Below are 17,529 nucleotides of genomic sequence, written 5' to 3'. Positions count from 1 at the left end.
GGTTCAGGTCGCGCCGCCAAAGCGTTCGGCCTGGACCTGTTCGCCGAACAGCAGCAGCGACTGATCCGTCGGAAGCGCCGCCCAGATCTGTCGCGCGGCCGCATCGATATCGAGCACGCCCTCGCCGCGCTCGATCCGCCCGCGCAGCGCCGACGCGACCGGATAATCATGGTCGGCCAGCGCTGCGACCTGTCGCGTCAGGCCGGTGTCGACAAAGCCGGGCCGGACCGCCGTCACCCAGATATTGTGCCGTTCGCGCTGGATGAGTTCGCGCCGAACGACCCGCACCCACATCTCGAGCGCCGCCTTGCCCGCGCAATAGACCGACTGGCCTTCATAGGGCGACCGTGCGGACGCCGAGGACATCATCACCAGGCCCGCCTCGCCGTCGAACCCGCTGTCGATCACGGCGCGCACAAAGGCTTCGCCAAGGCGGATCGGTGCCGCCATGTTCGCGGTGACGTCGCGGGCATAGTCCTCGGCGGGCACTTCGCCGGCGAAGCCGGTCAGGCCCTTGAGGTGAGCATTCTGGATGAAGATCGCGCGCGCACCGCGAAAGTCGCGCAGCGTTGCGGCGAAATGGGTGCCGGCCGCGTCCCAGCTCGATGGTTCGGCAAGATCGAGATAGCGGCTTTCGATCGCGGGGTGGGCGCGGCGCGACAGGTTGATCACTCGCGCGGAGGGATAGGGGACATTGCGCGACAAGCCGAGGCCGATCCCCTCGGTCGCGCCCGAAATCCACACAAGGCTGTCCTTGTCCTGCATCAAGCCATTGCGTCGGTCGCGACGGATTCTGTCAAACCACAGGCGCGCTCCATCGCATTGATGATGGAGCTGGCCGCTCGCCTTGCGTGGCGATGGGGCCGGCGGCATGTGCAGGGATGCACATGTTCGCGTCCAAGCGCCGGAGTATTCGATGGAACTGCGTTACGATCCGCAACTGGAGGATTTCCGCAAGGAGGTCAGGGGGTTCATCGACGAGGTCCTGCCGCCGGAGATCAAGCAGCGCCAGCGCACCAAGATCCAGAACAACGCGACCATCGAGGACCAGCAGGAATGGATGCGCATCCTCAATGCCCATGGCCGCGCGGTGCCGCACTGGCCGGTCGAGTTCGGCGGATGCGGCTGGACGCCGCAGCAGCTGTTCATATTCAACGAGGAGCTCTACGCCGCGGATGCACCGGAGTTCGACTGGGGCGGCACCCACATGCTGGGACCGGTGATCTTCACCTATGGATCGCAATATCTGCGCGATCGCTTCCTGCCGATGATCCGCGAGGGCCAGACCTATTGGGCCCAGGGCTTCTCCGAGCCAGGTTCGGGTTCCGACCTCGCATCGCTGCGCACCTCGGCGGAACTCGTGGGCGACAAATATATCGTCAACGGGCAGAAAATCTGGACCAGCGGCGCCGCCCATGCGCGCTGGGGCTTCTTTCTGGTTCGCACCGACAAGACGGTGAAGCCGCAGCGCGGCATCTCCTTCCTGATCATCAGCATGGACAGTCCCGGCGTCACCGTGCGCCAGATCCCACAGATCAATGGTGAAGCGCATCTCTGCGAGGTGTTCCTGGACAATGTCGAGGTGCCGGCCGACCAGCTCGTCGGCGAGCCCGGCATGGGCTGGAGCTATGCCAAATTCCTGCTCGAACATGAACGGACCACATCGAGCTTCATCTACTGGAGCAAGCGCGAGCTCGATCGTGCGAAGCAGATTGCCCGGTCGGAAAGCACTGGCGGCCGCAGGGCCTGCGACGATCCCGCATTCCGCGCACGCTTCGCCAGGGTGCAGGCCGACCTGCTGGCCCTCGAATGGTCGGTGCTGCGCGTTCTCGCCCATGAGGATATCGGATTCCCCGAGGCCGCCGCCGCCTCGGTGCTGAAGATCCGCGGCTCGGAGTTGCAGCAGGAGATCACCATGCTGCAGGTCGATGCGCTCGGCGCCCAGTCGCTGCGCTATTTCGAGCCGACGCCGCAGGCCCCGGCGCCGAGCGAAATCTGGCCTGATTATGTCCCCGGCCGGACCACCGCAGCGCTGATCGCACGCGCCGCTACGATCTACGGGGGCTCGAAACAGGTGCAGAAGAATATTCTCGCCAAGCTGGCCTACGGGCTGTGAGGTCCGCTCGATGAATTTCGCCAAGTCCGACATCCAGACCATGCTGCTCGACAGCGCCGAACGGCTGCTCGCCGACAGCTCCGGCGTCGAATATTGGCGCGAGCAGCGCCATGGCCCGCTCGGCTTCGATGAGGCCCGCTGGGCACAGTTCGCCGAACTCGGCTGGCTCGCGCTGCCGCTGCCGGAGGCGGCGGGCGGGCTCGATGGCAGCATAGAGGACGTTGCCCTGCTCAACATCGCGCTCGGCAAGGCGCTGGCCACCGAGCCCTATGTCAGCGCGGCGGTGCTGGTCCCGCAGATCCTGCGGCATGCTGCCGACGAGGCGCGCGCGACCGAACTGATGAGCGAGATCGCGGCCGGCGGGTTGCGGATCGCCGTCGCCCATCTGGAGCCTGGCGCCGACCCGCTGTCGACCGGAGTGGCCGCAACCGTCGCGCATCGCGCGGCGGACGGTTTCGTCCTGTCGGGTACGAAGCTGATGGCCCTCGATTGGGCGGGCGCCGCTCAGCTCATCGTCTCGGCCAGCATCGATGGCGAGGATGGGACCGCGCTGTTTCTGGTTCCAGCCGACGCGCCCGGCCTCGAATCTGACGGCTATCCGCTGATCGACGGTACGCGCGCGGCGGATATCCGCCTTGCCGGGATCGCTGTTCCGGCGGATGCCCTGCTGGTCGGCGGCAACCGCGGCGAGGCGGTGCTCGACGAGGCGGTCCATCGCGCCAGCGTGGCGCTGATGGCGCAGGCGGTGGGCGCGATGGAGGCGTGCATCAAGATCTGCGGGGATTACGCCAAGGAGCGCAAGCAGTTCGGCGTCGCGATCGGCTCGTTTCAGGCGATCCAGCACATCCTGGCGGATATGTTCGTGGCGGCGCACCAGGCGCGCTCGATGCTCTATCACGCGATCGCCAACAGCGACCGGCCGAGCGCCGAGCGCGCCGCCGCCCTGTCGGCCGCCCGCATCGTCGTCGGCGAAGCCGGGCAGCTCGTGTCGCGCAACGGCATCCAAGTGCATGGCGGTTACGGACTGACCGACGAATATGCGGTCAGCCATTATTTTCGGCGGCTGATGAGCCTCGAGAAACACTATGGCGACCTGATCCGCCATGTCGAAAGGTTCGGCGACAGCCTCTTCGCGTGAAGATGGCGACGCGGCGAGGATCGCCGCGATGAAGGAATGCCCGTGATGCGAAGCAGATCACCCGGGAACAAGGCTGGCGCCGACGATGCTGGCGCTGCGATCGACATCGAGCGGCTTTTCCACAGCGCGCAGATCATCAGCGGCTCCTTCGACACGCTGGATGACGGATTACGCGGGCGCGTCGGCAAGCTCGTGTCCTGGCTCAACGAACAAGGCCCCCTCGACGAGGGGCGCAGGGAGGACGTCGAACTCCAGCTGCGCAAGCTGCTCGTTACCCGGCTCCGCCTCGCCTCCGACCGCAAGCGGCTGCCGGCCATAGCCGACGAGCGGGTCGAAAGGCCGATCTTCGTGATCGGCTTCGCCCGGACCGGAACCACGCTGATCCATTCGCTGCTGGCGGAGGACCCGAATGCGCGCGCGCCGCTCTGGTGGCACACCCACGATCCCTCGCCGCCGCCGGGCGAAGTGCCGGTCGTGGACGAGCGGATCGAATATACCGCCAGGGATCTCGATAAGCTGATCGCCCAGACGCCAGGCCTGCTGACCATGCATCCTTATTGGGACAAGCGCGGCCACTGCCTGATCGAGGACGAGGAAATCTTCACCCTCGATTTCCAGAACGCCTATCCGACCCTGCTCTATCGCGTGCCCGCCCTGGCGATGATCCTCGATGCGGGCAATATCGGCGGGGCCTATCGGTTCCACCGCGAGTTCCTCCAGCATCTCCAGTGGCAGCAGGAGCCCCGGCACTGGGTCGTAAAGGGCACCTACCATCAGTTCGTCCTGGAAGAGCTGTTCGAGGCCTATCCCGACGCCCTGTGCATCTGGCCGCATCGGGATCCGATGGAAGTGCATCCGTCGACGATGGCGATCACGGCGGTACTCTATGGCGGCATCACCAACTGGACCATGGATTTCAGGGAGCTCGGCCCTGCCTTCGTCCAGAGCATCGCCCAGTCGGTCGCCGCGGCGATCGAAAGCCCGTTGATCGATGACCCGCGCATCCTGCACGTCGATTTCCGGGCGCTGACGCGCGATCCGATCGCGATCGTCCGCAAGGCCTATGCCGAATGGGGGCTCGACTATGGCGAGACCTTCGAAGCGCGAATGAAGGCGTGGCTGGCCGATCCGGCCAACGCCCCGGACCGCTACGGCCGCTACCGCTATGCGATGGAACCCTATGGCCTGACGCCCGAGCTGATCGAGACGGCCTTCGAAGGCTATTCCCGGCGTTTCCGGCTGGGGAAGTTCGCGTGACATCGGCAGGCCCGGCCAATCCGATCGCCAATGCCGGGCAATTCGCCGCCGAGGAGGAGGTGCGGCAGATGTGGGCGTTGCCGCAGACGCGTGACGCGCGCGATGCCGCCGCCCGGCTCTGGCGCGTCGGCCATGGCACCGACATTCCCGAGGGCCTGCTCGGAAGCTTCGATGCCGCGATGGATGGCTGGATCAGCAACTATCTCTTCAAGGCGGCGGCGATGGACCCGATTGCGCCGCGCCTGGTCCGCAACTTCATGCCGGGCTATCGCTGGCAAGGCGGCGATGTGCCCGACGCGCGGATGGGCGGCGACAATCCCGACAATTGCTACCGGCTTGCCGGCATCGCCCATGGCGGACGCTATTGCATCATCGGCCGCGTGGTGGAGCGGCAGCCGGCCCATGCCTCCTTCACCCTGGTGGAGAACTGGGGAACATCGAGCACCCTGCAGACCCTCGAGCTGCCCGGGATCGACATCGACGAGGAAGGCCGTTTCACGATCACCATCGACGACCAGCCGGCCGGCGGCCGTCGCAACCACATGACCACCAGCCCCCGCGCCAAATTCCTCTTCATCCGCGACAGCATGATGGACTGGGCGCGCGAGACGCCGCTCGATCTCGCGATAGAGCGGCTGGACAGGCCGGTCGCACAGCCGATGTCGCTCGAACAGCGGCTCGACGAGGCGCTGCGGCGGATGCGCGAGGATGTGCCGCTCTATTACTGGTTCTTCCGCCTTTCAGCGGGCAAGCCGATCAACAGCATGGCGCAGCCCGCCGGCGTCGCGGGCTATGGCGGCCTCGTCACCCAGGCCAGCAGCCTGGGGCGGCTGCATCTGGAGGACGACCAGGCGGCGATCGTCCGGTTCGATCCGGCCGGCGCCTGCTACAGCAGCTTCCAGATGGCGACGTGGTGGTATCGTTCGATCGACGCGCACCGGCTCCAGACCGGGCTTTCCGCCGCCCAGGCGGAGCCGAACGCCGATGGCACGATCTCGCTGCTGGTGTCGGCCCGCGATCCGGGGGTTGCCAATTGGGTCGATACAGGCGGGTGCAAGGACCTGCTGCCGATGATCCGCTGGCAGGGCATTCCGGCGACGCCGCTGCGCGAAGGCCCCCGCCATTGGCTCGACATCGTCGCGTTCGGTGAGATCGATCGGCATTTTCCCGCTGCGGCAAGGCGGATCGACGCCACCGAGCGGGCGGCTCGGCTGGCGATGCGGCGGCGCGACTGGGATCGCCGGACCACCGTCTGACCGGCGCTACCGTTCAGTCAGCATCCGTGTCCAGAGGTGGAGCCGTGCCCACAGCATCGCGCGCGTCGAGGCGAAGTTGTGCATGTGCGCCATGCGCGGCACGATATAGACGCTAATGTCGGGCGAGGCCGCATACGCGGCAGGCTCGGCGCGCGGGTCGGGGCAGGTGTCGCGCTCGCCCAGCCCGATCAGCACCGGTACGGTGATGCGCGCTGCGTCTTCGGTAAAGCAGCCCGGCGTCATCATCTGCACCGCACAATGCGGAATGGTGAGGCTACCGAACACAGGCGCAGTGCGGCGGATCGGATAGCCGCCGACCATGTCGGCTTCCAATATATCGGCCGGCACATCCTCCCAGTGGAAGGGATAGACATAATCCACGCCCTCATGGCTGGTGGTCAGGTGGCTCTGCGTGCCGTCTCCAACCCGAATGGCCTCGAAGCGCGCCTTGCCGCGCTCGAACGCCTGGGTGTCCGGCTGCGGCAGGGCCGTGTGGATCGCGCTGACGCCGCAGGGCGCGATCGCGTCGAAGGTGGCGAAGCGTCCCTGCGCCAGGATCGTGACGCCGCCGCCCATCGACTGGCCCATGCCCATGCGGAACAGACTGGGACAGGCCGGGAAGCCCGAATCGAGGCTGCCCTGCTCTAGCATCGCCGCGATCTGCCTGACGCAGCTGTCATGGGTGGCGGCGAGGGTCTGGAAGCTGATGCTCGAGAGGTCGGGAATGCTGCTCTCGCCCACGCCGACATGATCAATCGCGACGTAGATCGTCCCGCGCGCGGCGTGCCAGGCGGCTTCGTCATAGCCGGCATGGCCGGGAAAGCTCAGATAGTAATAAGCGCGCGAATAGCCGCCGCCCGGTACCGCGAAGATCGCCACCGGACGCTTGGGCAGCGCCGCCGGATCGGGGAGGAAGATGGACACCGCCATCTCGATCGGCTCGCCCAGCCCGGCCGCCTCGCTTATGTCGATCCGCCGCTCGATCCGCTTCATGCTGTCTCTCCGGAAGAGTTGTCTACCCTATCTCCGGCTATAGACGTCGTCGATCCAGACAACCGTTGGACCTCGGTTTGGTTTTCTCATCAGTCTTGTGATGGCCGCGGCGCAGTGCTTGTTGCTCGCACGGCACCGTCTCAACCTTGCTGGAACGGAAGAGGAGTTGTCATGACAGCGGGCGCAGATCGGATGCCGACACTTGTGACGGGCGCGACCGGCACCCAGGGCGGCGCCGTGGCGCGCGCGCTTTTGGCGCACGGGTGGCCGGTGCGCGCGATGGTGCGCGACCCTCGCGGTTCTGCGGCCGCATCGCTGGCCCGGCTCGGTGCCGAACTGGCCATTGGTAGCTTCGAGGACAGCGCCGCACTCGATGCGGCAGTCGCGGGCTGCAGTGCCGTCTTCTCGGTCCAACTCGCGCCCTCGCCGGCGGATCCGGACCAGGAACGGAAGCAGGCGCGCGCGCTGATCGGTGCCGCTATTCGCGCGGATGTGCCGCAGATCGTGCACAGCTCGGTATCCAATACCGGCGCTTTCGAGACTATGGCCGGTTGGACCGAGGGGCGGTGGGAGCGCAATTACTGGCGGAGCAAGGGCGATGTCGAAGCTATGATCCTGGAGGCCGGCTTTCGCTTCCGAGCCATCCTGCGCCCTGCCTTCATGATGGAAAATTTCGCGGAGCCGAAAGCGACTTACATGTTTCCCGACCTGCGGCGCGGACGGATATCGACCGCTGCGGAGCCCGACACACGGATCGCGCTGATCGCAGCGGACGATATCGGAGCGATGGCCGCCGCTGCGTTAGCCGATCCGGCCCGCTTCCACGACGCCACCATCGAACTGGCGGGCGACCATTGCACGCTGGGTGAGGTGGCCGCCGCCATCAGTGCGGTGAAGGCCATCCCGGTTGCCGCAGAAACGCTGGACTATGACGTGCTTGTCGCCCGTGGGCAGAATGCCGGGTGGGTGCAGACGCAGCAGTGGTTCAACAGCGTCGGTTATCCTGCACGACCTGAACATATGACAGCCTATGGCCTGCGCCCGACGACGATGCACCAATGGGCGCAGAGCCACGCTGCCGACATCGTCGTCGTGCCCGACACCGCCGGCCCCGAAGACCCTCATGCTTCAACCTTGATTGGCGCCTGAGTCACGCTTTAGGCGGAAGCGCGTTGCACCTCCGCCGCACCGGCGAGGCCGAGGCATCAGTCGACCAGCCGCTTCACCGCGCGGTCGCGATCGAGCGTGGGATCGAGATAGCGGCCGACCTTGTAGTCGCCCATGATCGTCGTGCGCCGGGCGCGGCGCGCGCAGTGCAGCGGCACGCCATTGGCGCCATGGATCACCCGCCAATTATCCCAGACCACCATGTCGTCCTTCTGCCAGTCGTGGAAATAGGCATGGGTCGGATCGACCAGATGCGCGGCGACTTCCTTGAGCAGCGCATCGCTTTCGTCCGGCGCCATGCCCAGGATGTAGCGGGCGTGCATCGGCGACAGCTTCAGCACCTTCCGCCCCGTTTCCACCTGGCTAATCACCATCGGATGGACGACCGGCGGAAAATCATAGGACGGTTCCTTGGACGGCCGGTCGCGCGGCAGCGCCCGGATGTCCTCGGGAAATCCATATTGGCCCGACACGAAATCCGGGTTGAACTGATAGACGACCTCGAGCCCCTCGATCCGCTCGCGCAGTTCGGGCGACAGCCGTTGATAGGCGCCGATCGCATCGATGAAGCCGGTCTGGCCCATTTCGGGCGACGGCTGCTCCATCCGCAGCACCGCACCGCGCACGATGGTGGGCATGAACGACTGGTCCCAGTGCCAGCCCAGCCAGCCGGCCCGGTCGATCCCGCCGACATTGTAATGCTGCTGGAAACGGGGCGCGCCGTCATTCGGATCATAAGCCAGCGTCATCATGAACTTATTGTTCGGATCATTCATGTCGCCGGTGGCCGCGGGCTCCATCTCGCCGAAGATCCGGCTCAGCCGCATCTGTGCCTCGTCGTCCTGGTCTGCGCCGCGGAACAGCAGGATGCCGGCATCGATCCAGACATCCCGGATCGCCTGTTCCGTCTCCGCATCGATGGGACGGCTGAGGTCGACGCCCATGATCTCCGCGCCGAAGCCCGGCGCGAGCGGACGAGTCGACAATTTTTCCCGGGTAAGCATGCGACGGCCTCTCTCTCTTTTATCTCGAGCGAAGTATATCATCTGCGGTTTGGCGGTATAATCCCCTGTCTTACGAAGATACTTTTCACGGATGCTGAATAATTAGTCGCGCCCGGCGAGGATCGCCATGCCCTCGAGCATGAGGCCCGGCCCGAGATCGCGCGCCACCTGCTCGCGCAGCCTGGTGGTAAGGGCGATCCGCGCATAGCGCATCGCCAGTGCCGGCCGCGCCGCGATCGAGCGGGCATGTTCCCACGCCCGGTCGAGCAGGCGCTCGGGTGGGAGCACTTCGCCGACGATGCCGAGCGTCAGCGCTTCCTGCGCACCGATCTCCTGTCCCGTCAGCAGGAAATAGCGGCCGCGGTTCGGCCCGAGCAGCATCGGCCAGATCGTGTGGACGCCGTCGCCCGGCACAACGCCCGCGATGCCATGGGCCTTGTCGGCGAAGATCGCGGTGTCCGAGGCGAGTACGATATCCGCGAGCACCGCCAGCTCGGCATGAATGAAGGCCGGGCCGTTGACGGCCGCGATCACCGGTACCTCGATCGCCAGCAGATTGTTCAGCAGGCTGCGTCCTTCGCGATAGATCACGTCCCAGGTCGCCGCCGACATGGCAGGCGGCGTCTCCCCCTCCATGTCGAACTCGGCGCAGAAGGCGTCGCCGGTGCCGGTCAGGATCAGCGCCCGCAGGCTGGCATCGGCGGCAATATCCGCGAAGGCCAGGCCCAGTTCGCGATGCAGCCCGCCCCAATATCCCCAGCGCGCCGCTTCACCCTTGTGATGGATTCGCAATTCTAGGATGTCGTCGACCCGGCGCAGCGCGATTGTCCGGTAATTCTGGTCCATGGCGTCGTCTCCCCGGCCGTTCGGTCGCTGTACTATGTAGTAATTACTTGATAGTTGCGCGCAAAGGAAGACAAGCCAGAGGAGAGGATCGGATGGCCGTGACGAACGCCGTGACGAACAAAGTCAACGATGCCGTGCAGCGCACGCTCGATTCGCTGGTCGCCGATGGCAGGGAGATCGGCGTGCAGGTGGCGGCATGGCTCGGCGAGGAGCAGGTCGTCGATTGCTGGTCGGGGCTCGCCGACCGCGAGACCGGCCGCCCGGTCGACGGCGACACGCTGTTCAACGTCTTCTCGGTGTCCAAGGCGGTCACCGCCACCGCGCTCCACATCCAGGCGGAGCGTGGCCTGGTCGATTATGACGCGCCGGTCGCGAGCTACTGGCCCGACTTCGCCCAGGCCGGGAAGGCCGGCGTCACCGTCCGCCAGGTTCTCAGCCATGTCTCGGGCGTCCTGCGCATGCCGCAGGGCGTAACCCCCGAGCTGATGACCAATTGGGACTGGATGTGCGCGCGCATCGCGGAGATGCCCGGAGCCTATCCGGCCGGGAGCCGATCCTCCTACCAGTCGATGACCTTCGGCTGGCTGATCGGCGAGGTCGTCCGCCGCACCGATCCGAAGCGCCGGCCGTTCGGACAATTCATCCGCGAGGAGATCGCCAAGCCGCTGGGCGCCACCGACCTGTGGTTCGGTATCCCGGCCGAGGCCGAACCGCGCATTGCCAGACTCGATGATGTCGCGGTCTATGTCGCGCCCGACGGCAATGCGATGCGCGAGGCACAGCCGCTGATCGTCGATCTGATGCCCGATCCCTTCGAGCGCCCCTATGTGCGGCGCGCCTGCATCCCGGCGGTCGGCGGCATTTTCAACGCCCGCAGCGCGGCGCGCTTCTGGGCGATGCTCGCCAATGGCGGGCAATTGGGCGGTGTCCGCCTCCTGTCCGAGCAACGGGTTGCCAGCTTCACGGCGCCGCGTCCGCATTTCGAGGATCCCGATCCGGTCTTCTTCGGGATGAGGGTGCCGATCGGCTGGGCCGGCTACTGGCTGGGCGGCGCCGATGCTCCCCCGGTGTCGAGCCCGCGCAACATGCGTGCGCTGTGCCACCCCGGCATGGGCGGATCGATCGGCTGGGCCGATCCCGACCTGAAGCTGGCGGTCGCCTTCTGCCATAACCGCATGTTCGACACGGTCGAGATCGACCAGGACAGCCGAACGCTGATCGGCGACGTGATCCGGGGCATGTTGTGAGCTGGGATTATATCATCGTCGGGGCGGGTTCGGCCGGCTGCGTCCTTGCCGAGCGGCTGTCGGCGGATTCCCGCAACCGGGTCCTGCTGCTCGAAGCGGGGCCGGAGGACCGCAGTCCCTTCATCCACATGCCGCGCGGCGCGGCCAAGCTGTACGGCGATCCCCGGCATGTCTGGTATTTCCCGACGGAGGCGCATGGCGACATCCCCGCCGAAGTCTGGATCCGCGGCAAGATGCTCGGGGGTTCCTCCTCGGTGAACGGGATGATGTATTTTCGCGGGCAACCGCAGGATTATGATCATTGGGAGGCGCTCGGCGCCAAAGGCTGGGGCTGGGACGCGATGGGCCCGGCGTTTCGCGCGATCGAGCGCCACGAACTGGGCGGAGACGAGGTCCGCGGCGGCGAGGGCGCGCTCGGCATCAGCATCGAGCGCGAGCGTAACCCGCTGACCGAGGCATTCATCGCGGCGGGCGAGCAGATGGGGTTGCCCCGTGTCGAGGATCTCAACCGGCCCGAGCAGGAAGGTGTCGGCTATGCGCCGCGCACGATCTGGAAGGGTCGGCGGCAGAGCAGCTCGCAGACGTTCTTGAAGCAGGCGCGGCGCCGCCCGAACCTGCGCGTCGTCACCGATGCGACGGTCGATCGGATCCTGTTCGAGGGCCGTCGCGCTGTCGGGGTGGAGGCGATCGTCGGCGGCCGTGCGCAGGTCTTCGCTGCGGAAGGCGAGGTCATCCTGTCGGCAGGGGCGCTGATGTCGCCGCAATTGCTGCAGCGGTCCGGCGTGGGCGACGCCGGCATGCTGCGCGGTCTCGGCGTGACGCCGGTCGCCGACAGCCCGGGCGTGGGCGAGCATCTGCTCGAGCACCGGCTGATGATGATGCAATATGATATAGCCGTGCCCTACAGCCATAATCCGCGCCTGCGGGGCCTGCGTCTCGTCGGCAATGTGCTGCGCTATTATCTGAACCGCACCGGTGCGATGGCGGTCGGCTATGGCACCGTCGGCGCCTTTGCCCGGGTGCTGGCCGAATCCGACACGCCCGATATCGAGCTTCTGCTCTCGCCGGTGGTGGTGACGCCCGATGCCAAGGGCAATTTCGTCCCCGATCGCGGGCACAGCATCCAGCTGTTCGGTTATCCGTTGCGGTCGCGCAGCGAAGGCTGGGTGCGGATCGCCTCTGCCGATCGCGATCAGCCCGCGCGCATCCAGGCCGGATATCTGACCCACCCCTATGACTGCGCCGTCACCGTCGGGATGCACCGCTATATCCGGCGATGGATGGAGCAGCCCGCGATCAGGTCCATGGTGGTCGGCGAGCGCGAGCCGAGCCGGTCGCTGCAGACCGACGAGCAGATATTGTCCGCCTTCCGGCGCCAGGGCCAGGCCGGCTATCACGCCTGCGGCACCTGCCGGATGGGCGATTTCGACGATGCGGTGCTCGACCAGCGGCTGCGCGTCCGCAACACCGAAGGGCTGCGGGTGGTCGATGGCTCTATCATGCCGGCCATGGTGTCGGCGAACACCAACGGCCCGATCATGGCACTCGCCTGGCGCGCGGCCACGCTGATTCTCGAGGATGGCAAGCGGTAAGCTGCTGGACTTGGCCCGGCCGGAACTGTTTATGGCGACCATGACCGAGACCGCGACGATCGAGCCATCCGAACCCAGGCCCCGCCGCCGGCGGCGGACACGCGAGGCCGTGACCGAACGCATCCGCGATGCCGCGCGGCAGCTGTTCGCCGAACGCGGTTACGCCTTCGCCACGACAAAGGAGATCGCCCGCCTCGCCGACGTCAGCGAGACGCTGCTGTTCCGCTATTATGGCGACAAGGCGAGCCTGTTCGAGGATGTCGTGACGGCACCGTTCAACCGGCTGATGGAAGAGTTCGTCGCCCGTCACCCCGATCCGAAGGATCCGGGTCGCGACACCGATGCGCGACGCTTCGTCCGCGACGTCTATGCGCTGTTCGAAGAGAATCGGGAGATGTTCCGCGCGCTGCTGTTCCAGATGCCGGGGGACAATCGCGGACAGCCTGAGATGCTGTTCAGCGGCCTCGACGATTTTTTTGCGAAGTCCAGCGCCTATGCGGCCGAGGACGGCAGGCCGGGGATGGATTATCCGATTTCGGTCCGTCTCGGCTTTGGCATGATCGCGTCGGCGGTGCTCTTTCAGCCTGCGCTCTTTTCAACGGGAACCGACCGGTCGGAGCTGATCACGGCGCTGGAGCAGATGATCGCTCATATGATGTGGCAACGGCCTTCCGATTGACAGGCGCTCCGCGCTGGATTCATGTAGTGTTCACTCCATATGGATGTGTGAGCCATGGGAGTCGCGATCATCACCGGTGCCGACAACGCCCCTGGGGCGCGGCTTGGCCCCGGTCAGCTGGCGCTGCGCAGGCGCGATGAAAGCGCCAGAGCTGCGGCCTGAACGAAGGCAGGAGGAAAAGCATGCAAGACGTGATGGACAGCGGCCTCGCCCCCCGACCAGACCATGTCCCTGCCGAGCTTGTCCGCGATTTCAACTTATATGATATCCCCGGCGCCGGCGACGACGTGCAGGCGGCGTATCGCGCGGTGCAGCAGGCCTCGCCGGATATTTTCTGGACGCCGCGCAACGGCGGCCATTGGGTTGCTACAAGGGGCGAGGACATCGTCGCCATGCAGCGCGACTACGCCCGCTTTTCGCACAAGCACATCGTGCTGCCGCCGATGCCGGAGGGGACTCCGCGGCAGATCCCGCTTGAGATGGATCCCCCCGAACACGCCCGTTATCGTCGCCCGCTGATGCAGGCGCTGCTGCCGTCCATCGTGTCGGAACTGGAATCGACGGTGCAGCAGGTGGCGATCGACACCGTCGAGCGGCTGCGGCCGCTGGGCGGGTGCGAATTCGTCGAGGACTTCGCCAAGGTCCTGCCGATTCATGTCTTTCTTCAGCTTGTCGAGATACCGCTCGACGACAAGGCCTATCTGCTGGAGCTCGCCGAGGATTCGGTGCGCGGGCGCGAGGCCGAGACGCGCACCCGGTCCCAGCAGCTGATGGGCGCCTATCTGCTGCCATGGATCCGCGCGCGCCGCGACAATCCGGGCGAGGACCTGCTCAGCAAGCTGGTCAATGTCGACATCGGCGGCGGACGCATCTCCGAGGCGGAAGCGATATCCTATGCGTCGCTCGTCCTGTTCGGCGGGCTCGACACGGTCGCCGGCATGATCGCCTTCATCGCCCGCTTCCTGGCGCAGAACCCCGAGCAACGCCGCCAGCTCGTGGCGCGGCTGGACGACGAGGCCTTCGTCAAGGCCGCGATCGAGGAACTCATCCGCCGGCATGGCCTCGCCAACACGGCGCGTGTCATTGCCGGCGACTTCGACTATAAAGGGGTCCGGTTCCGCGCAGGCGACCGCATCCTGCCCGCCAACCTGCTGGTCGGCGTGGACGATCGACTCAACCCCGATCCGCTGACGGTCGATTTCACGCGCGAGAATCCTGTCCATGCCGCCTTCGGCAACGGCCCTCATGCATGCCCCGGCGCCGTGCTTGCCCGACGCGAGATTCGCATCTTTCTGCAGGCATGGCTGAGCCGGATACCCGAGTTCCGGATCAAGCCGGGTACCCGGCCGGTGCTGGCGACCGGGCTGGTCAACGGCGTATTGCGGCTCGACCTGGTCTGGCCCTGAGCCGGGCTGATATGCGCACCGGGGGGTGGCACAACCGGGTGCATGCCTAAGAAGCCGATCGATGAACTGGAGGCAGGGCGCGACTATTATGCGCGGCTTCTGCCGCAGCTCGATGTCGAATATTTCGCGACGATGTGGCACCTGTTCACCGTCGGCCATCTGGTCGCCACCGATCTCGACCAGATCGCGCGCACGCTGGGATACAGCATCGCCGACATTCTATTGCTGGGCTCGCTTGGCCGCGACCGGAGCCGGGCGCTGCGCGCAACCGACCTGACATCGATCCTCCACGTTTCGAACGCCGTGCTGTCGATCCGGCTGGTCCGCCTCGAGAAGGCCGGCCTCCTGACGCGCGACCGCAGCAACGCCGATCGCCGCGCCTTCGAGCTGCAGCTTACCGATAAAGGGCGCAAAGTCATCGCAGATGCGATATTGCTGATCGCCCGTGAAGCGAAGATCGTGCGTATCTTCCGCCGCCTCCGCCCGGCAGATAAGGCCGTTTTCAGCCGGATATTGGGCGACATGCATGAAAAGCTCGACCGCGACTTCATCGGCGTGCCGCATTCGGATGATTAGGTCCCTAAACAACATCCCGTTCAGTCGGCGCCCCTGACGGCGTAAAAATCTCGCCAGCTTCGAAGGATGACGAGATGACGGGAGTAGCGCAGATGACAGTACCGGAATCCGCAGAATCGCGGTTGAAGACGCGCGCGGATCTCGCTTTCGATCCGCTCGATCCGGAAACGGTGCGCGATCCGGGACCAGCTTACTCCAAGCTGGCCGAGAAATGCCCATTCTATCATTATCAGGGCGACGAATATCAGTTTTACATCACCAGCGACTATAAGGAGATCCGCGACAAGATCCTGTCCGACAATCCCTATTGGTCGTTCAAATGGGGTGATGGGCCGGTCGACTGGAGCGAGTTCAGCGATTTCGGCATCCTGACCGATCCGCCCTTTCACCTCGAATATGTCTCCGCCCTGCGCAAGGGCATGACGCCGTCGCGGATGAAATATTACCAGCCAGAAGTCGAGCAGATCGCCGAGGAGCTGGTCGCGGATCTCGAGCGCCGCGAGGACAAGAGCGGCAATTTCCACGACCTCTTCGCGCTCCCCCTGCCCGCGCGCACGATGTGCTTCATGCTGGGCGCGGATCAGGCGATGTACGCCAATTACAAGCGCTGGGCCGACGAGCTGCAGTCGCTGCTGTTCAACGACAAGAACCCGAACGCCGAACAATCGCTGATTGCCGAGATCATGCCGCACTTCACGGGGCTGATCGAGCAGCGCAAGCAGCTGCTGCGCGAGGCGGGCATCACCGATCCGACCCTTGAGCATTGGGGTACGGTGCTGCCGTTCGATTATATTTCGCTTGGCCTTGTCAGCAGGGTCGAAGGGCGGCGTTTCGACGATCAGGAACTGTTCCAGATCTGCACCGCTTTCCTGACCGGCGGTCAGGAGACCACCACCAGCCTGCTGACCAACGTCCTGTGGCGGCTGCTGGAGGTGCCCGAGCGCTGGGAGCAGCTGAAGGCAAATCCTGATCTGGTCGAGAACGCCATCGAGGAAAGCCTGCGCTTCGATCCGCCGATCAACGCGCACTTCCGGACCAGCCTGTGCCCGGTGACCATGCATGGCGCCGAGCTGCCGGAGCGCAGCAAGCTGATGTTTTCGATGATGGGCGCCAATCGCGATCCGGCCATCTTCGAGGATCCCGATATGTTCAAGATCGATCGCCCGCTCAACCAGGTCAAGCGGCATCTCTCTTTCGGCTATGGGGTGCATTTCTGCCTCGGGGCGCCGATCGCCCGGCTGGAAGCCCGGATCGGCCTGCGCAAGCTGATCGAGCGGCTGCCCAGGCTACGTCTGACCGGCGAGACCGAGCGGATCGATAGCTGGATGTACTGGGGGCGCCGCCAGCTCCCCGTCGCCTGGGGTTGAGCGGCGGACGTGACAGGAAAGAGAGCATGGCGATGAAAGCCCGCTTCCCCAAGATAGATTATTCCGGGATCCGCCCGCATTGGGCGCCGAACCGCGAGTTCGCGCATAATGTGAACGCCTCCTCGACGATCCCGGTCTTCGTCGAACCCTGGCTTATCAAGGTGATGATGAAAGCGAAGGCCGTGCTGCCGGCCAGCGAGACCCGGCTGCATCGCGAGATCGACATCTTCATCGCGCAGGAAGCGCAGCATTACCGCCAGCATGCCGGCTTCAACCGCAACATCCGCGAAGCCTATCCGGAGATCATCCCGCACGAACAGCGGATCGAGCGCGAATATGACGAGATGCTGGAGCATCGCTCGCTGAAATTTTGCGTCGCTTACTCCGAAGGCTTCGAGTCGCTGGGCGCGCCCGCCGCCAAGATGTGGTTCGAGAGATATGATCCCTATCTCGAAGGCGCCGACTATGAGGCCGTCGCGCTCTGGAAGTGGCACATGGCGGAGGAATATGAGCATCGCGAGGTCTGCTTCCGGCTGTTCCGGGCGCTCTATGCGCGCAGCTTGTGGGGACGTTTCTGGAATGGCTGGCTGTACCGATGCTATGGCTTCGTCCGCGTGGTCCGCCATCTCGGCGACTATAGCAGGCGCGTCTCGCAGGCGATGATCGACGCGGACCGCCGCGCCATGAGCGCCGAAGAGCTGGAGCGGTCGGAAGCGAGCCTGAAAGCCTTCCAGGCTTTCATGAAGCGCAACACCGGCCCCGAGCTGCTGAAGATTTTCTCGCCCTTCTACGATCCGGCGCACAAGCCCGAGCCGCGGGGCCTTCGCGACTATCTGAAACGATTCGAGAAAGGCGGCGACATGGGCCGGCAACAGGCGGCCTGAT

General features: G+C 65.5%; 16 protein-coding genes. 12 read left to right on the top strand and 4 right to left on the bottom strand.

Annotated features, from left to right (window positions below; genetic code table 11):
- Nucleotides 1-3: 3 nt before the first annotated feature.
- Entirely contained in the window at nucleotides 4-765 is a 762-nt protein-coding gene (locus AC1DPF_RS02050; RefSeq protein WP_477871642.1) for an SDR family NAD(P)-dependent oxidoreductase, read from the bottom strand.
- 151 nt (nucleotides 766-916) lie between these two features.
- On the opposite strand from AC1DPF_RS02050, the gene AC1DPF_RS02045 reads away from it, so the two are divergent.
- Genes AC1DPF_RS02045 through AC1DPF_RS02030 form a run of 4 tightly spaced genes read left to right on the top strand, consistent with a single transcriptional unit; the run spans nucleotide 917 to nucleotide 5,767 of the window.
- Nucleotides 917-2,116, top strand: a complete 1,200-nt coding sequence (locus AC1DPF_RS02045; protein WP_477871644.1) for an acyl-CoA dehydrogenase family protein — start codon at nucleotides 917-919, stop codon at nucleotides 2,114-2,116.
- A gap of 10 nt (nucleotides 2,117-2,126) precedes the next feature.
- Entirely contained in the window at nucleotides 2,127-3,254 is a 1,128-nt protein-coding gene (locus tag AC1DPF_RS02040) for an acyl-CoA dehydrogenase family protein (protein WP_477959447.1), read from the top strand.
- A gap of 45 nt (nucleotides 3,255-3,299) precedes the next feature.
- Complete coding sequence (locus tag AC1DPF_RS02035) at nucleotides 3,300-4,511, top strand: sulfotransferase (protein ID WP_477959445.1); 1,212 nt, start codon at nucleotides 3,300-3,302, stop codon at nucleotides 4,509-4,511.
- The gene (locus AC1DPF_RS02030; RefSeq protein ID WP_477959443.1) at nucleotides 4,508-5,767 is read left to right on the top strand and encodes a hypothetical protein; all 1,260 of its coding nucleotides are present in this window, start codon (nucleotides 4,508-4,510) and stop codon (nucleotides 5,765-5,767) included. The genes AC1DPF_RS02035 and AC1DPF_RS02030 overlap by 4 nt, the downstream gene beginning before the upstream one ends.
- A 6-nt stretch (nucleotides 5,768-5,773) precedes the next feature.
- On the opposite strand, the gene AC1DPF_RS02025 is transcribed toward AC1DPF_RS02030, so the two are convergent.
- Nucleotides 5,774-6,760 carry an alpha/beta fold hydrolase gene (locus tag AC1DPF_RS02025; RefSeq protein ID WP_477959441.1) on the bottom strand — a complete coding sequence of 329 codons (987 nt, stop codon included), beginning with the start codon at nucleotides 6,758-6,760 and terminating at the stop codon, nucleotides 5,774-5,776.
- Nucleotides 6,761-6,931: 171 nt separating this feature from the next.
- Between AC1DPF_RS02025 and AC1DPF_RS02020 the strand changes: the two genes are divergently transcribed.
- Nucleotides 6,932-7,909, top strand: a complete 978-nt coding sequence (locus AC1DPF_RS02020) for an NmrA family NAD(P)-binding protein (RefSeq protein WP_477959439.1) — start codon at nucleotides 6,932-6,934, stop codon at nucleotides 7,907-7,909.
- A 56-nt stretch (nucleotides 7,910-7,965) separates the two neighbouring features.
- Here the strand turns inward: AC1DPF_RS02020 and AC1DPF_RS02015 are convergent, their stop codons facing one another.
- The gene (locus tag AC1DPF_RS02015; protein WP_477959437.1) at nucleotides 7,966-8,931 is read right to left on the bottom strand and encodes a TauD/TfdA dioxygenase family protein; all 966 of its coding nucleotides are present in this window, start codon (nucleotides 8,929-8,931) and stop codon (nucleotides 7,966-7,968) included.
- Nucleotides 8,932-9,033: 102 nt separating this feature from the next.
- On the bottom strand, nucleotides 9,034-9,777 hold the full coding sequence (locus AC1DPF_RS02010) for an enoyl-CoA hydratase/isomerase family protein (protein WP_477959435.1): 744 nt from the start codon (nucleotides 9,775-9,777) through the stop codon (nucleotides 9,034-9,036).
- 92 nt (nucleotides 9,778-9,869) lie between these two features.
- On the opposite strand from AC1DPF_RS02010, the gene AC1DPF_RS02005 reads away from it, so the two are divergent.
- The 7 genes from AC1DPF_RS02005 to AC1DPF_RS01975 all read left to right on the top strand — a co-directional run bounded on the left by AC1DPF_RS02005 (nucleotide 9,870) and on the right by AC1DPF_RS01975 (nucleotide 17,528).
- Nucleotides 9,870-11,024 carry a serine hydrolase domain-containing protein gene (locus AC1DPF_RS02005; protein ID WP_477959433.1) on the top strand — a complete coding sequence of 385 codons (1,155 nt, stop codon included), beginning with the start codon at nucleotides 9,870-9,872 and terminating at the stop codon, nucleotides 11,022-11,024.
- Complete coding sequence (locus AC1DPF_RS02000) at nucleotides 11,021-12,616, top strand: GMC family oxidoreductase (RefSeq protein WP_477959431.1); 1,596 nt, start codon at nucleotides 11,021-11,023, stop codon at nucleotides 12,614-12,616. Before AC1DPF_RS02005 ends, AC1DPF_RS02000 begins: the two co-directional genes overlap by 4 nt.
- Nucleotides 12,617-12,647: 31 nt before the next feature.
- A complete protein-coding gene (locus AC1DPF_RS01995; RefSeq protein WP_477871662.1) occupies nucleotides 12,648-13,295 on the top strand; it encodes a TetR/AcrR family transcriptional regulator in 648 nt (215 codons plus the stop codon).
- Between the two features lie 182 nt (nucleotides 13,296-13,477).
- Nucleotides 13,478-14,701: a cytochrome P450 gene (locus AC1DPF_RS01990; RefSeq protein WP_477959429.1), complete on the top strand. Its 1,224-nt coding sequence runs from the start codon at nucleotides 13,478-13,480 to the stop codon at nucleotides 14,699-14,701.
- 42 nt (nucleotides 14,702-14,743) lie between these two features.
- On the top strand, nucleotides 14,744-15,277 hold the full coding sequence (locus AC1DPF_RS01985) for a MarR family winged helix-turn-helix transcriptional regulator (RefSeq protein WP_477871666.1): 534 nt from the start codon (nucleotides 14,744-14,746) through the stop codon (nucleotides 15,275-15,277).
- 74 nt (nucleotides 15,278-15,351) lie between these two features.
- Complete coding sequence (locus tag AC1DPF_RS01980; protein WP_477871668.1) at nucleotides 15,352-16,644, top strand: cytochrome P450; 1,293 nt, start codon at nucleotides 15,352-15,354, stop codon at nucleotides 16,642-16,644.
- Nucleotides 16,645-16,670: 26 nt separating this feature from the next.
- Complete coding sequence (locus tag AC1DPF_RS01975) at nucleotides 16,671-17,528, top strand: metal-dependent hydrolase (protein ID WP_477959427.1); 858 nt, start codon at nucleotides 16,671-16,673, stop codon at nucleotides 17,526-17,528.
- Nucleotide 17,529 lies beyond the last annotated feature (1 nt).

The organism is Rhizorhabdus sp. P4_G6 (assembly GCF_056401045.1).
This window is presented reverse-complemented; position numbering and strand designations above follow the sequence as displayed.

Excerpts from the sequence above, each read along its gene's own strand:
- AC1DPF_RS02045 (WP_477871644.1), top strand. The coding sequence starts at position 917 with ATGGAACTGCGTTACGATCCGCAACTGGAGGATTTCCGCAAGGAGGTC.
- AC1DPF_RS01985 (WP_477871666.1), top strand. The coding sequence starts at position 14,744 with ATGCCTAAGAAGCCGATCGATGAACTGGAGGCAGGGCGCGACTATTAT.
- AC1DPF_RS01990 (WP_477959429.1), top strand. The coding sequence starts at position 13,478 with ATGCAAGACGTGATGGACAGCGGCCTCGCCCCCCGACCAGACCATGTC.
- AC1DPF_RS02020 (WP_477959439.1), top strand. The coding sequence starts at position 6,932 with ATGACAGCGGGCGCAGATCGGATGCCGACACTTGTGACGGGCGCGACC.
- AC1DPF_RS02040 (WP_477959447.1), top strand. The coding sequence starts at position 2,127 with ATGAATTTCGCCAAGTCCGACATCCAGACCATGCTGCTCGACAGCGCC.
- AC1DPF_RS01995 (WP_477871662.1), top strand. The coding sequence starts at position 12,648 with ATGGCGACCATGACCGAGACCGCGACGATCGAGCCATCCGAACCCAGG.
- AC1DPF_RS02050 (WP_477871642.1), bottom strand. The coding sequence starts at position 765 with ATGCAGGACAAGGACAGCCTTGTGTGGATTTCGGGCGCGACCGAGGGG.
- AC1DPF_RS02010 (WP_477959435.1), bottom strand. The coding sequence starts at position 9,777 with ATGGACCAGAATTACCGGACAATCGCGCTGCGCCGGGTCGACGACATC.
- AC1DPF_RS01980 (WP_477871668.1), top strand. The coding sequence starts at position 15,352 with ATGACGGGAGTAGCGCAGATGACAGTACCGGAATCCGCAGAATCGCGG.
- AC1DPF_RS02035 (WP_477959445.1), top strand. The coding sequence starts at position 3,300 with ATGCGAAGCAGATCACCCGGGAACAAGGCTGGCGCCGACGATGCTGGC.
- AC1DPF_RS02005 (WP_477959433.1), top strand. The coding sequence starts at position 9,870 with ATGGCCGTGACGAACGCCGTGACGAACAAAGTCAACGATGCCGTGCAG.
- AC1DPF_RS02015 (WP_477959437.1), bottom strand. The coding sequence starts at position 8,931 with ATGCTTACCCGGGAAAAATTGTCGACTCGTCCGCTCGCGCCGGGCTTC.
- AC1DPF_RS01975 (WP_477959427.1), top strand. The coding sequence starts at position 16,671 with ATGGCGATGAAAGCCCGCTTCCCCAAGATAGATTATTCCGGGATCCGC.
- AC1DPF_RS02025 (WP_477959441.1), bottom strand. The coding sequence starts at position 6,760 with ATGAAGCGGATCGAGCGGCGGATCGACATAAGCGAGGCGGCCGGGCTG.